This window comes from Micromonospora sp. LOL_025 (genome assembly GCF_048060285.1).
Lineage (GTDB): Bacteria > Actinomycetota > Actinomycetes > Mycobacteriales > Micromonosporaceae > Micromonospora.
The window spans coordinates 144,177-159,144 of record NZ_JBHMIR010000012.1 but is presented as its reverse complement, the minus strand read 5'-3'; the positions used below and the strand labels follow the sequence as shown (position 1 = coordinate 159,144).

At 72.2% G+C, this 14,968-nt stretch carries 9 protein-coding genes; 1 reads left to right on the top strand and 8 read right to left on the bottom strand.

What is annotated here, in order from left to right; all coding sequences use genetic code 11:
- Nucleotides 1-130 precede the first annotated feature (130 nt).
- From ACFHW0_RS17635 to ACFHW0_RS17620, 4 genes are all read right to left on the bottom strand, one after another.
- The gene (locus tag ACFHW0_RS17635) at nt 131-1,102 is read right to left on the bottom strand and encodes a hypothetical protein (protein WP_416608951.1); all 972 of its coding nucleotides are present in this window, start codon (nt 1,100-1,102) and stop codon (nt 131-133) included.
- A 59-nt stretch (nt 1,103-1,161) separates the two neighbouring features.
- Entirely contained in the window at nt 1,162-2,217 is a 1,056-nt protein-coding gene (locus tag ACFHW0_RS17630) for an enediyne biosynthesis protein (protein ID WP_416608949.1), read from the bottom strand.
- Nucleotides 2,214-4,121 (bottom strand): CRTAC1 family protein, encoded by a 1,908-nt coding sequence (locus ACFHW0_RS17625; protein WP_416608948.1) that lies wholly within the window; start codon nt 4,119-4,121, stop codon nt 2,214-2,216. Before ACFHW0_RS17625 ends, ACFHW0_RS17630 begins: the two co-directional genes overlap by 4 nt.
- Nucleotides 4,122-4,534: 413 nt before the next feature.
- Complete coding sequence (locus ACFHW0_RS17620; protein WP_416608946.1) at nt 4,535-5,212, bottom strand: MerR family transcriptional regulator; 678 nt, start codon at nt 5,210-5,212, stop codon at nt 4,535-4,537.
- A 459-nt stretch (nt 5,213-5,671) separates the two neighbouring features.
- On the opposite strand from ACFHW0_RS17620, the gene ACFHW0_RS17615 reads away from it, so the two are divergent.
- Complete coding sequence (locus tag ACFHW0_RS17615; RefSeq protein ID WP_416608944.1) at nt 5,672-6,448, top strand: helix-turn-helix domain-containing protein; 777 nt, start codon at nt 5,672-5,674, stop codon at nt 6,446-6,448.
- A 289-nt stretch (nt 6,449-6,737) separates the two neighbouring features.
- Here the strand turns inward: ACFHW0_RS17615 and ACFHW0_RS17610 are convergent, their stop codons facing one another.
- From ACFHW0_RS17610 to ACFHW0_RS17595, 4 genes are read right to left on the bottom strand one after another with little or no spacing between them, the layout of a single operon-like run.
- Nucleotides 6,738-8,099 (bottom strand): cytochrome P450, encoded by a 1,362-nt coding sequence (locus ACFHW0_RS17610; RefSeq protein WP_416608942.1) that lies wholly within the window; start codon nt 8,097-8,099, stop codon nt 6,738-6,740.
- Nucleotides 8,096-8,629: a flavin reductase family protein gene (locus tag ACFHW0_RS17605; protein WP_416608940.1), complete on the bottom strand. Its 534-nt coding sequence runs from the start codon at nt 8,627-8,629 to the stop codon at nt 8,096-8,098. Before ACFHW0_RS17605 ends, ACFHW0_RS17610 begins: the two co-directional genes overlap by 4 nt.
- Before the next feature lie 20 nt (nt 8,630-8,649).
- Nucleotides 8,650-9,090 (bottom strand): acyl-CoA thioesterase, encoded by a 441-nt coding sequence (locus ACFHW0_RS17600; protein WP_132238187.1) that lies wholly within the window; start codon nt 9,088-9,090, stop codon nt 8,650-8,652.
- A gap of 3 nt (nt 9,091-9,093) precedes the next feature.
- Entirely contained in the window at nt 9,094-14,916 is a 5,823-nt protein-coding gene (locus ACFHW0_RS17595; protein ID WP_416608938.1) for a type I polyketide synthase, read from the bottom strand.
- Nucleotides 14,917-14,968 lie beyond the last annotated feature (52 nt).

Sequence of the window (14,968 nt, the reverse complement as noted above, 5' to 3'; positions counted from 1 at the left end):
CGTCACAAACGGATCTTCAACACCCTTCGCCTATGCCGCAGCCCCGGGGCCGTTAGGACTTACTCGTCTAGCCGATCCGACGACGCCTCCCGGTCCGTCCCGGACCGGGAGGCGTCGTCGGCGGCGCCGGTCAGTTGTACGGCATCGTCGGGAACCAGCCCACCCCGAAGATGGCCGGCACGCGCAGGTCCCAGTACACGACGGTGAAGACGCCCAGCGCGACCAGCAGCGATCCGGTCACGGTCGCGGCGCGCCGCGGCGACGCCATCCAGCCGAGGAACCGCCCCCGGCTGACCAGGATGAGGACCGCGAAGAGCGCCGCCACGATCAGGATGTTGCCCAGCGACTGGAGGGCGAAGGCGAGGGCGCCGTATCCCGGGTTGCCGGTGTCGACCGCCCAGTGGAACAGCTTGTTGAACAGCGGGTACGGCCGGCCGACCAGGAAGCCCCCGACCAGGGCGCCCATGACGACCACCCGTGCCACCGGCCGGGCCGCGAAGACGTCGGGCAGCAGGCCGAGGGCCGCCAGCCCGAGGTACGTCAGCGCCAGGCCGATCAGCCCGAAGACCACCGAGGACTGGATCAGGCGCACGGGCATCCCGCCGACGGTGTCCGTGGACAGTTGCGGCAGGCGTTCGCCGAGGAGCACCCCGAGCGCGCCGTAGGTAGCCGACACCGCCAACATGCCGACGGTCAGCCAGGCGACGGGGCGCAACAGCGACCGTACGCCGTGGCGGCGGCCGGTCGCGCCGGCCTGGCTCATCGGGCCGACCGAGGCCGCCATCGCGATGTTGCAGGCGGTGAAGGTGCCGGCGAAGCCGGACACGAAGGCGAACAGCAGCCCCGCGGCCGTACCGCTGATGGCGGCGCCCTTCGCGTCGTGGCCCAGCAGGGTGTCGGCGACGGTGTCGCCGATCACCGAGTCCACCAGCTCGAACGACCAGAGCACGGCGAGCAGCACGCCCGCCGCGGCGCTGATCACCGCCGTCCGTCGGCGGCCTGCCGGCGGGGCTACGGGCTCCACCGGCGCACGTCGCGCCGGGGCCTCCGGGGTGGGGTGCACGTGGATCGCCTCACTTCCGTCCGTGGTGGGGTCGGTCACCCGGCGTCCGTCGCCGGCGCGCCCACCCGGGGCCGCGCCGGCGACGGACCGGCCGTGCGTCAGGTGACGGCGGGCCGCGCCGCCGGCGTGCTCGTACGCCGGGAGCGGTCCCGCAGCCAGATGCCCCACCAGAGCAGACCCCGGGCGAGACAGACGATCGTCACGGCGAAGAAGAGCGTGTAGACGACGTTGAAGGCGATCAGCACGCCGTAGACGCCGGCGACGCTCGCGCCGAACATGAACTGGGCCCGGCCCGAGCTGGGGGTCGTGCCCGGATCGGTGATCATGTAGTTGGTGAAGAGCACGAACGCGACACCGGTGATCGGCAGCAGGGCCGCCCAGAGCGCGACGTCCCAGATGAAGTGCCGCACCAGCGCCTGGATGACGAAGCCGCCCACCCAGCCCACGATCAGCGGGATCTTCTTCGTCAGCACCCCGTTGAGCACCGTGCCGGCGGTCAGGATGATCAGCGGCACGAAGATCCGGATCATGTCCGGGACGTCCTCGGTGAAGTGGTACGGCGGGGCGATGTTGACCCAGGAGAACGCGACCAGGGTCACCGTGATCCCGAAGTTGGACGGGTTCATGAAGTGCCGCATGCGGCCCTTGATCGGTGCCAGGAAGATCGCCTTCTGGCCGATGGCGACGACCACCGCGAAGGCGATCGGCCAGAAGTTGTCGTTGGCGTAGAGCAGCATGTTCGCGGCGAGCGCGGTGATGTGGGTGGGCAGCAGGAACGTGTACATCCCCCACGCGCCGTTGCCGACGAAGGCGGGCGGGCGCTTGTTCGCGCGGGCGGTGACCAGCTCGACCACGATCTCGGTGGCGTAACCGACCGCCAGGGCGAGCAGCGGCCAGGTCCAGGGCTGCTCGAAGCCGAGCACCGTGTAGCCGAGGATGTTGAAGATGCTCATGGAGATGGCGAAGTTGCGCAGGGCCAGGTAGCGGGGGTCCCGCCGGTCGACCCGCGGGGGCGCTCCGGGGGTGGCCGCCACCGACGCGTTGCGGTCGAAGGTGACGGTCGGCGCCGGGCCGACCGGGGCGTCGGCGACCGCGGTGCCCCCCACCCCCCTCACGTCGGTGTCGGTGCGGGCGCTGTCTCGGACGTCGGTCATTTGGCGTTCATCTCCTGGGCTTTGTCCGTGAGCATGATCGTGTGCCAGCCCGCGGCGAGGTCGAGGGTCTGCTTGTGCACGCCACCGTTGAGGTCGCGCCAGGCGATCTCCGCCGAGACCGGCTTGGCGCCGGCGTCGCCGAGACCGAAGAAGACGTCGAAGCTGCGCTTGCCCGAGTGGCCGCTGCCGCCGTCGAGCTGGGCGACGCGGGTACGACCGTCCGCGGTCTTCACCCGGACCTGGGCGCCGTACGCGGGCGTGCCGCGGCCGTCCTCACCGGGGCGGCACAGCCGCAGGCCGAGGAAGTTGCCGCTGCCGGGCTTGTCGTTGCGGTAGTAGGACGGGGCGCCCCACTGGCGGGCCACCGCGAAGTCCTGACCCCCGTCGCCGTTGGTGTCGGCGACGGCCACGCCGCGACTCGGGGTGCTGTCGGTCATGCCGAGCTCGGCGCTGATGTTCGCGTAGCGCCCGTTCTTCTCCCGGACCCAGAAGGCGAACGGCTCGGAGCCGGCGATGTCGTCGCCCGGCTCGGCCTTGGGCCACATGGCCGGGTTGCGGAGCATGAGGTCGTTGCTCATGGCCAGCTCCTGCAACCAGGACCAACGGTTGATCTTGCCCTTGACGAATCCGGCGGTCTGGACCACCGACATCTCGCCGCTGTTGTCGAAGTCCGCGATCTTGGCGTCCCAGCCCCAGCCGACCCAGGCCATGTTGAGTTCGGCGGCCTTGTTGTCGAAGACGGCCTTGCCCTCGCTCAACCGCTTGCGGGCGTCGGCCAGGCTCGACGAGTTGTTGCGCCAGACGAAGTTGCTCTCCTCCAGGCCCCAGGAGGTGGTGATGTTGCTGACGAACATGTCGAACTTGCCGGTGCCGCCGAGGTCGCCGAACTCGATGGACATGCCCTTGAACGAGTCGTGGCCGACCACCATGGACTTCGGGGTGAGCGCGCCGCGGCGGCCCTCGGCCATCGCGAAGCGGATCTGGCCCGGCGTGGAGACGTTGTGGAAGAAGCGGTCCCGCCCGAAGTCGTTGGCGAGGTACAGCTCGGGCAGCAGATCGCCGTCGATGTCGGCGGAGCCGGCGCCGAGGGTCCAGCCGGTGGCGTACTCCGGCGGGATGGCCGACTGCTCGACGTACGTCGCGGTCGGGTTGTCGCCGCTCGTGGCGGCGGTCCAGCGCAGCACGTGCGCCCCGCCGGCGTTCTGCGCCCTCGACAGCGAGTGGTTCATCTCGACGTTCGGCTGGCCGGCCGGGTCGAGCACCTGGCTGTCGGGGAAGTAGTTGAAGACGCCGATGTCGGGCCGGCCGTCACCGTCGAAGTCCGCGACCGCGACCGCGTTGGTGTTCCAGAGCTTGCCCTGGTACTCGCCGCCGGAGGAGGACGGCTGGCCGACCAGTTCGGTGGGGTGGAAGGTTCCCATGGCCAGCGGTCCCGTGGCGGAGGCGCGGTGCAGGAACAGCACCGGCGTGCGACCCCAGTAGTAGGCGAGCAGGTCGGTGCGGCCGTCGCCGTTGAAGTCGCCGGGCACGCAGCCCATCGGCGCCATCGCCTTGTGGGTGGGCAGGGGCGCGGGGTCCAGCACGAAGGGCGCGTACCGGGCGGGCCCGTCGGGCGACGGCGTGACGATGACGCTGTCGCTGCGGGTGTCGACCAGGCAGAGGTCGTTGGCGATCAGGTCGCCGTCGAGGTCGTTGGCCGCGACGGCGGCGCCGACCGACGAGACCCAGGCACGGATGTGCTCGTACTCGGGATTGACCGGCCGCACGGTGCGCTCGGGCAGGCCGGGCGGCAGCGCGATCGGCAGCTCGGTGAAGCCGAACCGCGACGCCAGCGTCTGACGCTCCTCGGCCGACGCGCTGGGCAGCCGGGCGACGACGAAGAACGCGGCCACGAGGACCAACACGAAGACAGCGGGAATGATTCGGCGGATGGCGCCGACGGGTTGGGATGGCAAGGGGTTCCCCTCCAGATTGGGCCACCACCCGTGCCGTGCAACGGCTGGTCTCGCCGTGCGGCCGGGCCTGGCGACGGGCAGTGTCGCCGACCGAGAAATGGAGTGAATTGTCCCGGCGACAATTTTATCGCTGTCATCCTTCAGCAGTTCATCGCCGTCGGAACGGGGCATTCACCCACGCGGGGCGCTACGGCGTACGTGGCCGGCGCTGCCCATTCTCAGCCGATCGAGGCATGGCGTGCGGTCCCTTCACGATGCCTGGTGAACCGGCCGCGAAAGTCGCCGCCGGCTCACTTATGGTCGCGGGAGCACGGCTTGAGTTCTTCTCAAAAGTTGCTCAGTGGCCGAGGAGGACGCGCACGTTACCGGCCGGTCGGATCCGGCATCTCACCCGTTCCAGGAGCGCACTCAACCGTATTTAGTGGGAATCGCAGCGCGGCGTGGTGCTCGTGCGCCATGCGGCGCAGGGCGGACAGGGCGACCCCGAACAGGACGCTGCGCACGATCGCCGGACCCTTCTCGGTCCCGCCGTCGCCGGCGAGCAGGTCGAGTTCCGCGACGACGAGTTGCTCGGCGGCGCGGGCGTAGGAGAGGAAGAAGGGTGCGTCGGCCTCGCAGCCCAGGCTGCGCAGCCCGGCCAGCACCTGCGCCAGCACCTCGCCGCCGGAGGCGCTGGTCTCGCGGGACCAGCCGAGTGCGTCGGCGAACTCGGCCACCTCCGCCCGTGCGCAGTCCACGGCCGCCCGGCCCAGCGTCTCCGACCCGTCGAGGTAGAGGGCGCGGTCCAGCACCTGGTACGCGTCCCGCAGGGTGACCTCGTCGTCGTCGATGGCCGCCAGGATCTCCCGGACCGAGGAGAGGTCGAGCCCGGCGATCCCGCTCAGGGTCCGGATCAGTCGGATCCGTCGCAGGTGCCGCTCGCTGTAGTCCGCCTGGTTACGGCCCGTGGGCAGGCCCGCCGGGAGCAATCCCTCACGCAGATAGAACTTGATCGTCGGGACCGACACGCCACTCTGTCGACTGAGCTCCGAGATACGCACGCGTCCTCCGCCCTGGCGAACGTTTGGGCAATCTTGCCATAGAGATCGATCGCTAGCCATTGATAGATGTTCATCAACGGCGGATCGGACACGCCGGCGACGGGGGCACCCGGCCGCTCGATCGCCACGCATCGGAACGGGCCGCCGATGTCCGAAAAATTACGCTAAGGATTGATAGACGGCGGCGCGGATACTGGCGAGTTCCACAATACGAAGTGCAATCTTAGCGATCTCCACTCGGAACGTACAGTGGCACGTGCCAATTCTGGGCAAGAATTGATAAGCCCCCCGTCGTCACTCCGCGCTACTCTCCGAACGCAGAACGTGTTGACCGGCCGACCGGCCTGGGCTAGCATCGACTGCGGTTAGCGGGGAATAGTGGCGGTCGATGCTCCCAAATGACTCGGCCCAATTCGCCACATCCACACATTGGGATTGTCCGCAATCCGGGGGAGACAAATGCACGACAGCGCAGAGCAGGCAGTGGAACGGGCGATCGACACGATGCGCAGCAATTTATCGGAGCAGTTGACGGTGGACGACATGGCACGCGCAGCCATGTTCAGCAAGTTCCACTTCACGCGGATCTTCCAGCGGGTCACCGGCATCTCGCCCGGTCGGTTCCTGTCCGCGATCCGCCTGCAGGAGGCCAAGCGGCTGCTCACCACGACCAGGCTCAACGTCACGGACATCAGCCTCCGGGTGGGCTACAACAGCGTCGGCACGTTCAGCACCAGGTTCACCAAGAGCGTCGGCCTGCCACCAACCACGTACCGGCGGATGGGCGGCTTCACGCCGCGCATCCCCACCCAACGCCCGACGGGCCTGACGCAGGGCACCATCACCGGGCGGGTCACCGCCCCCGCCCGCGGGCCGGTGCCCGGGCTCATCTTCATGGGCCTGTTCCAGCACCGCATCCCGGAGGGCCCGCCGGTACGCTGCGCCATCCTGGAGTCGCCGGGCGTCTACCGCTTCGTGAACGTGCCCGACGGCACCTGGTACCTGCTGTGCCACTCGGTCTCCGGCGACGTGCTCCGGCTCGAGCAGGACACGATGATGGTGTCCGCGGTGGGCCCGCTGGTGGTGCGCGGCCGTCAGACCCTGACCGCGGACGCGCACCTCAAGCAGGTCTCCAAGATAGACCCACCGGTGCTCCTGGCCCTGCTCGACAGCCGGAAGGCGGCGAGCGAACGCCAGGCGCAGAGGGAGAACCGGGCCGAGGTGTACGCGGCCTGACCCGCCCACGGGCGGAGCACCGCGTACCCCTCAGGCGATGCTCCCCACCGCCGCGTCCACCCGTGGTCGGCCACGGGGCACCCCGGCCGCCGGCGCCCGCAACGGCGTCGGCGGCCGGGGTGTCCGCATGTCCGCAGAGGGACCGCCCCCGGCCACGCCACCGCACCGAACCCTCGTCGTCGACCCCGTAGGCAGCCGAGGAGCCGGCGCCCGGGGCGCTGCGGCCACCCGGGCGGACACGCGGCGGTCCCGCGGACGCCGTGGCGCCCGCGGGACCGCCGCGTGGGGATCAGTCGACCTTGTGCACCGTCATCGGCAGCCCGCCGCGCACCCGCAGCGACAGCATCGGCTCGGGCACCACCGGACGGCCCGGCACCCCGGCCAGGCGCACGTCCCGCAGCAGCATGGCCAGGACGAGGGTGGCCTCCATCATGCCCAGGTTGTTGCCCACGCAGAACCGTGGGCCGGCGCCGAACGGGATGTACGCGTACCGGGGGCGCTCCGTGCTGCGCGACGGGTCGAAGCGGTCCGGGTCGAAGCGCTCCGGCTCGTCCCAGAACCGGGGATGCCGGTGCAGGGTGTACGGGGAGATGAGGATGTCGGCCCCGGCCGGCACGTGGTACCCGCCGATCTCGTCGTCCTCCTGGGCCTTGCGGGGCAGGAGCCAGACCGGCGGGTAGAGCCGGATGGCCTCCTCCACCACCATCGCCGTGAACCGCAGCCGGTGCAGGTCCTCGTACCCGGGCAGCCGGTCGCCCAGCACCGTCACGGCCTCCTCGCGGACCCGCTGCCGGATCTCCGGATGCCGGTCGAGCAGGTGCAGGCTCCAGCCCAGCGTGCTGGCCGTCGTCTCGTGCCCGGCCAGCAGCAGCGTGACCAGCTCGTCGCGCAGCCGCTGCCGGGCCACCCGCGGGTCCTTCTCGAGCCGGGTCGAGATGATCAGGCGCGAGAGCACGTCGTCCCGACCGTCCACGTTCCGGCCCCGACCGGCGACGAGTTCGTCGACGACCTGCTGGAGGTGGCGGCGGGCGCGCCGGAACCGCAGCTGCCGGGGCAGCGGGATCCACGGCGGCACCGCACTCAGCGTCTCCAGCTCGAACATCGCCTGGTCCTGCACGGCCGCGAACGACGCGCCGACGCCGTGGAAGCCGCTCAGCTCGGCGTCGAGCAGGGTCCGCCCGAGCACCCCGAGGGTCAGCGTGGTCATCTCCTCCAGCACGTCGACCGGAGGGCCGCCGGCCCGCGCCACCAGCCGCTCGACGAGCAGCGCGGCCTCCTCGCCGATCACCCCGGCGTACTGGGCGAGCCGTCCCTTCTGGAACGCCGGCTGGATCACCTTGCGCTGCTTGCGCCACAGCTCACCCTCGCTGGTGAGCAGGCCGTCACCGAGCGCCCGGCGGGCGTGCACCAGGCCGATGCCCTTCTGGTAGTTGGCGCTGTTGTCGGACAGGACGTGCTTGGCGTGGTCGGGATGGTTGAAGAAGTAGAGCTGCTTGGGACCGACCGGCAGCCGGGCGGCGTCGCCGTACCGCTCCGCGGCCAGGGTCATCATCCGCAGCCGGTCCCGGCCCATCAGGACCAGCATGTGCAGGCCGGCGGAGCGGGGCGGGCCCGGCGGCGTGCGCCGGGCCGCTCCCTCGATCGTCGTCATGCCGCCTCACTCCGTTCCCGCTCGACCTGACGGAACCGTCCGGAGAGGAAGAGCAGGGCCTCCCCGTCCGCCCGGCGCTCCAGGGAGAGCAGCCGGCCGAGGAAGATGGTGTGGTCGCCGCCGTCGTAGGAACGCCACACCTCGCACTCGAAGTGGGCGAGGGCGCCGCTGATCAGCGGCGCCCCCGTCGTCGCGCCGGGCCGCCAGTCCACCTGGTCGAACTGCTCACCGCCGAGCGGTCGCCGCCCGTCGGCGAAGTACCGGGCCACCCTCTCCTGGTCGTCGGTCAGCACCGAGACCGCGAACTCCCGGGTCTCGGAGAGACAGGCGTGCATCACCGCGTTGCGGTCGACGCACACCAGCACCAGCGGCGGGTCGAGCGACACCGAGGTGAACGAGTTGGCGGTCATCCCGTGCGGGGTGGCACCGCCGACGGTCACCACCGTGACGCCGGTCGCGAATGCGCCGTACGCCCGCCGTAGTGCCGTCACGTCGGGCGTCCCGACGGTGAGTGTTCGCTGTACGTCCACGACGTCTCCTCCTCGCGCCGTCAGGTGCGCCGCGCCGAGGTGTACGGCGCGAGCGCCGTCACCAGTGCCTCCGGCACCCTCGCCGGCGCGGTGCGGGTGTTCGGGCCGCGCATGCAGGCGATGCGCTGCCGGCCCCGGGCCACCAGCGTCTCGCCGCCGTCCCGGTCGAGCTTGACGTAGTCGAAGCTGAACTCCAGCTGGGTCTGCGCCAGCTCCACCAGGCGCATCCGGATGGACAGCTCGTCGAACGCGGTGATCTCGGCGAAGAACTCGCAGTCGACGCGGAGGGTGAACAGCTTCAGGTCGTCGCGTACGTCCGCCAGCACGTCCGGCGCCCGTTCCTTCAGGAACATCTCCCGGCAGCGCCCCTGCCAGCGCAGATAGTTGACGTAGTACACGTTGCCGACGAGGTTGGTCTCCTCGAAGCCCACCGTGTGCAGGTACTCGAAGTACTTGTCCATCGCCTAGGCCCGTCCTTCCGTCAGGATCGCGAACGCCATCGGCTGGGGCAGGTCCCGCACGGTCGTGACGAGCGTGGCGATCCGCAGGTCGCCGGAGGCGAAGACCAGCCAGCCGGCCCGGTCCGAGGGCACCGCGACCAGCGGCGCCCGGTGCGAGAGCCCCGCCTTGCGCAGGCACTCGATCGCCGCCCACACCCGCGTGGCCGCCGCGTCCAGGGACTCCCCGCCGTCGGCGGCGCAGAGCCGGGCGAGGTCGACGTGCGCGCCGAGCAGCCCCTGCCAGACCGACTCCTCCCGGGCGCGTACCGCCTCCACGTCGCAGGCCAGCGGCCCGGCCCCCACCACACACAGCGTGAGGTCCTCGGCGTGCGCGGCGGAGAGGGACCGCCCGTCGGCCAGCTCGGGGCGACCGTCGGGCCGGTACGCGACCTCGACCGGCCCACCCGCGGCCCGGCCGGCGGCCACCGCGGTCCGGGCCCGGCGCCGACGGGTCTCGTCCGGCGTGCCCTGCCCGGACGGCTCGCCGCGTCCGCCCTGGTCCGTCGGGGTCGGCTCCACGGCGACGGCGACGGCGCCGCCGACCAGGTCGCCGACCGCCCGCTCAAGGTACGAGCCGAGCAGCGGCGCCACCCACGGGCCACGGCCGTCCTTCTTGCGTACCGCCCGCAGCCGCAGGCCCTCCCACCGCTCCACGACCGCACCGTCGGCGGAGCGCAGCGCGATGTCGTAGACGTAGGTGTCGCCGTCGCGGCTGCGCTCCTCGGCGCAGTAGCGGAGCTCCTCGGTCTCGGTCAGGCGGGTACCCGCCGGGTGCAGCCGCTCGATCCCCGCCGGCAGCAGCGTCGCGTCGGGGACGCAGACCTGGTTGCCGTGCATGAGGGCGTCCCGCACGCCGGGGTCGCCCAGCAGCAGGTTGTCCGGCAGGTAGTCGGCGAACCAGCGCGTCCGGGGAGCCGTGACGACGTCGGCGTCGACATGCCGGGCGGCCGACCGGTGGTAGCGGCGCAGCCGCTGGAACCGTCCACCCTGGAACAGGATGTCGCCGTACAGGTCGGTGGCGGGATCCAGCGGCACCGCCGGCAGCCCGGCGGGCACCTGCTCGGGCGGGCCTGCCGGCGGTCGCGTGCCGGTGAAGTGCAGCCGCGCCCGGAAGTGCGCCGCGCTGAACTCCGTCTCCGCGCTGTAGATGACCGCGTCCACGACGTCGTCCTCGACCACGAGGGTGGCGATCCGGATGGTGGTGCTGCCCTCCGGCGGCACCACGATGGGCCGCAGGAACTCGGCCCGCTCGACCACCGGTGTGTCGTCCCGTCCGGTCACCGCGGCGGCGACCTGGGCCATCGCCTCCATGCCGAACACCGCCGGGAACAACAGGTTGCCGTCCAGCCGGTGGTGGTCGAGGTAGAGGTCGGTGACCGGCTTGAGCTCGGCCTCGGCGACCAGTTCGACGCCGTGGTAGCGCACGAGCGGGCGGTCCACGAACCGCAGCAGCGGCAGCTCCGGACTGTCCACCCGGACCGTGTCGATGCCCTCCGTACGCCCGCTGACCACCACCACCGACGGTACGTGCGGGTCGGCGAGCAGGCGCCGGAGCATCTGCACCCCCTGGTCGGGGGTGACCGGGGTGATGCCGTCGCGGGTCAGCGCCTCGACCACGGACAGCCGCTCGCCCATCCCGACGCCGGACCAGACCGACCACTCCAGGCAGAGGCTGCGACAGTTCGGGTGGCGTCGGCCGAAGTCGACGGTCAGCTCGGCCAGCCAGTCGTTGGCCGTGGCGTAGTGCGCCTCGCCGCGCAGGCCCGCCCGGCCGATGATGCTGCCGAACGTCACCAGCAGGCGCAGCCGGTCGCCGTCGACCGCGTCGAGCACGGCGCGCAGGCCGTCGACCTTCGGCGCGAACGTGCGGCGGAACGCGTCCATGGTGAGGCCGGTCAACGCCGCCGGCTCGTTGCGGCCCGCGCCGTGCAGCACCGCCGTGACCGGTCCCAGCTCGGCGACGAGCCCGTCGACGGCCTGCCGCACCTGCTCCGGGTCGGCCACGTCGGCCCGGGCGTAGCGCACCCGCACGCCGGCGTCCGCCATCCGCTTGAGGTTCGCGGCCAGCTCGTCGTCCTGGGCGGGGTCGGAGCGGCCGAGCACGGCGAGGCTGGCGCCGCTGTCGACGGCCATCGCCAGGGCGCACTCCGCGGTGATGCCCTTGCCGCCGCCGGTGACCAGCAGCAGGTCCTCGGCGCCCAGCGGCTGCCGCGTCTCGGCCGGGCGCACCGGCAGCCCGCGCAGGGTGGGCACCCGGCGCCGCCCGGCGGCGTCGTAGTCGACCTCGGCGAAGCCGTCGGTGGCGGCGACCTCCGCCGTCACCCGGGCCACGGCCTCCGGCACCGGCGGGGTGTGCACGATCGTGGTCCGCAGCTGCGGCGCCTCCAGCCGTAGCGTCTTGGCCAGCCCGGCCGCGCCCGCGCCCTGCTGGACGAGGACGAACCGGGTGCCGGGGGCGGCGGCGGTCGCCGCCTGCGCACCGCGCAGGGCCAGTTCGAGATCGGCCTCCGCGCACTCCTCCGGCAGGCACACCAGCACGCCCGCGCCGAGGCCGGCGGCCTGCAGGGCCGCGCGCAGCGGCTCGGCGAGCGGGTGGCCGGCGGGGGCGAACAGCTGCCAGGGTCCGTCGGCCTCGGTCCGGGCGGCGACCGGGGCCGGCGCCTCGTCGAGATCCACCGACCAGGCCCGGCACCAGTCGGCGACGCCCTGCACGATGGTCGGGCCGGACGCGTCGGTCTCCCGACCGGTCCGGGCGAGCTGCTCCAGGGCCTCGGCGAGCTGCCCGACGGTGGCCGTCGCGAAGTTGGTCGGGGTCTGCGCGGCCGGCACCCCGAGCTGCTGCGCCGCCTGGTTGACCAGTTGGCCGACGGTGATCGAGCTGAGGTGCAGGTCGTCGAGGAGCTGGCTGCCGTCGTGCACCATCTCCAGCGGCAGCTCGGCCCGCTCGGCGGCCAGCCGGCGCAGCAGTTGCAGGCTCGACTCGCCGGCCGGCTGCTCCGGCTCCGGCCGCTGCCCGTCGGCCGCCGGCGGACCGGCCGCCCGGACGCCGGTGCCCTTGGGCAGGCTCACCACCGGTGCGGACTCGCAGGGGCTGGCGAAGAAGCGGAAGTTCTGGCCCACCTCCAGCGGCCGGACCAGCCGGTCGTGGAAGAGGGTGCCCTCCACGCCGCCGGCGCCGACGACGTACGCGGCCGCCGCGACGCGCAGCAGGCCCGCCAGCGACTCGTCGTCGGTGTTGAGCGCCACCGCCGGCAGGTCGGTGCTGGCCGCCGCGAGACCGGAGAGCACCTGCCCCGGGCCGACCTCGACGAAGAGGTCGACCTCCTTGGCGGCGAGGGCCACGGCCTGGCTGAACAGCACCGGGTCGGTGATCTGGCGGTGCAGCAGGGCGGAGACGTCGGTGTCGTGGGCGAGCGGTTCGCCGGTGACGGTGGAGACGACCCGCCGGGTGACGGGCCCGAACCGCTCCCCCGCCAGCGCCTCGAGGAAGGCGTCCGCGGCCGGCTCGACCAGCGGGGAGTGGAAGGCGTGGGACACCGACAGCCCCGTGGTCCGCAGGCCGGCCGAGCGGGCCCGCTCGCAGGCGTCCTCCACCGCGGCCTCCGAGCCCGCGATCACGGTCTGCTCCGGCCCGTTGTACGCGGCGATCACCACGGACAGGCCAGCGATCAGCCCGGCCACCCGCTCGGGCGGGGCACCGATGTTGGCCATCGTGCCGGAGGCGCTGCGCTCCCCCATCGTCCGGCCGCGCACGCCGGCGACCCGGAGCAGGGCCTCCTCGTCGAGCACGCCGGCCCAGTGCAGGGCGGCGATCTCGCCGAGGCTGTGCCCGACGGCGACCGTCGCGTCGAGGTTGAGCAGCGACAGCGCCCGCAGGCCGGCCAGCGAACCGGTGACGATCCGCGGCTGGGCCACCGCGGTGGCGACCATGTCGCCGGTGCGCGGCAGCGCCGCCCGCTGGTACACCTCCTCCACGTCGGCGAAGCGGCGGCGCAGCGCGCCACCCGAGGTGCCCTTGCCGGACCCCTGCCCGGGGAAGAGGAAGCCGATGCGGCCCGGACCGCTCACGTGGCCCAGGAAGCAGCGGCCGTCGGAGGAGAACAGGCGCACCTCGCCCGCGTCGAGGGCGTCGCAGATCCGGCGCAGCTGCCGCTCGGCGTCCTCGGGCGAGGAGACCACCACGCCCGCCCGGTACGGCAGGTCGCGCAGCTCCCGGTGCAGGGTGGCGGCGAGGTCGCCCAGCTGGGCGTACGACACCGTGGGCACGAACTCGACGAGGCGCTGCAACCGCTCACGCAGTTCCTGCGAGCTGCCCCCGTCGACGAGCAGGAGCTCCACGTCCTGCATCGAGGCGGCGAGGTTGCGGAAGCGGCTGTCCAGCCGGGACGAGCGACGCGGCTGCGCGTTCTCCAGCACGATGTGGGTGTTGATGCCGCCGAAGCCCATCGCCGTCACGCCGGCGCGCACCGGCAGTTCGCGCGGCCACGCCTCGGCCTTGCGCAGGGCCCGCAGGGCGGACTGCTCGGCGGTGAGGATCTCGTGCGGGTCGACGCAGCCGATGGTGGGCGGCAGCACCTCGTGGTGGACCGCCATCGCGGCCTTGATCAGGCCGGCGACGCCGGCCGCCGCCTTGGTGTGCCCGATCATGCCCTTGATCGAGCTGATCGCGGCCTGCGGGGAGTTCTCGTCGGCGGTGCGTCGGGCCAGCGACAGCGCCTGGAGCTCGGTGGCGTCGCCCACCGCCGTGCCGGTGCCGTGGCCCTCGAAGAGCCCGACGGTCTCGATGCCGAACCCGGCCCGGTCGTACGCCCGGCGCAGGGCGAGCTGGTAGCCGGCGACCTCGGGCCGGGTGATACCGCCCTTGCCGTCGGAGGAGATGCCCCAGCCCGCGATGGTGGCGTAGATGCGGTGCCCCGCCTGGCGGGCCTCCGCCTCGCGCATCAGGACCACCATGCCGCAGCCCTCGCCGGGCCAGAACCCGTTCGAGCCGCGGTCGTAGATCCGCATCTCGCCGCGCGCCAGCGCGCCGGTCTTGGCGAAACCGATGATCTCGAAGGGGTCGATGGACAGGTCGACCCCGCCGGCGACCGCCACGTCGACCTCGCCGTCCGAGAGGGTCTTGCACGCGGTGGCGACGGAGAGCAGGGACGAGGAGCAGGCGCCGTCGACGGTGTAGCCGCCGCCCTTGAAGTCGAAGTGGTTGCAGATGCGCCCGGCGATGGTGTTGGACAGCCCACCCGCGAGGGTGTCCTCGTCGACCTCCGGGAACGGGCCCTTGAAGGTCGCCTCGAAGTCGTCGAGGAACGTGGTGAGCTGGTCGTCGTCCCAGTCCTGCTCCTTGAGCGCGGCGGCGACCATGCGACGCACGTACGGCCAGCGCAGCCGCAGCTGGTTCGCCCGGGAGAACTCGCCGGTCAGCGTGTTGCCGACGACCACGCCGGTGCGCTCGCGGGGCAGTCCCTCCGCCATCGGGAACCCGGCGTCGGCCAGCGCCATGGCGGCCATGTCGAGGGCGAGCCAGTGGGTGAGGTCGGTGGAACGGTAGGTGCTACCGGCGATCTTGTAGGCGATGCGGTCGAACTCGTAGCCCTCGATGACCGCGGCGTTGCGGGCGTAGAAGCGGTCGGGCGTGGCCGGGTCCGGATCCCAGTAGTCGTCCAGACTCATCCGCACCTGGGGCAGCCGGCGGAAGGCCCGCCGCCCGGCGAGGGCGTTCTCCCACAGTTCACGGGGCGACGTGGCGTCCGGGTAGCGGCACGCCATCCCCACGACAGCGATCCTTGTCACGAGGTCTCTCCTTCGTTGCGTGCGGTGGTGGACCGCCGGGGCGCGGGATTGG

Coding starts and splice junctions, on each gene's coding strand:
- ACFHW0_RS17630 (WP_416608949.1), bottom strand. CDS start 2,217: ATGACCGACGTCCGAGACAGCGCCCGCACCGACACCGACGTGAGGGGG.
- ACFHW0_RS17615 (WP_416608944.1), top strand. CDS start 5,672: ATGCACGACAGCGCAGAGCAGGCAGTGGAACGGGCGATCGACACGATG.
- ACFHW0_RS17610 (WP_416608942.1), bottom strand. CDS start 8,099: ATGACGACGATCGAGGGAGCGGCCCGGCGCACGCCGCCGGGCCCGCCC.
- ACFHW0_RS17600 (WP_132238187.1), bottom strand. CDS start 9,090: ATGGACAAGTACTTCGAGTACCTGCACACGGTGGGCTTCGAGGAGACC.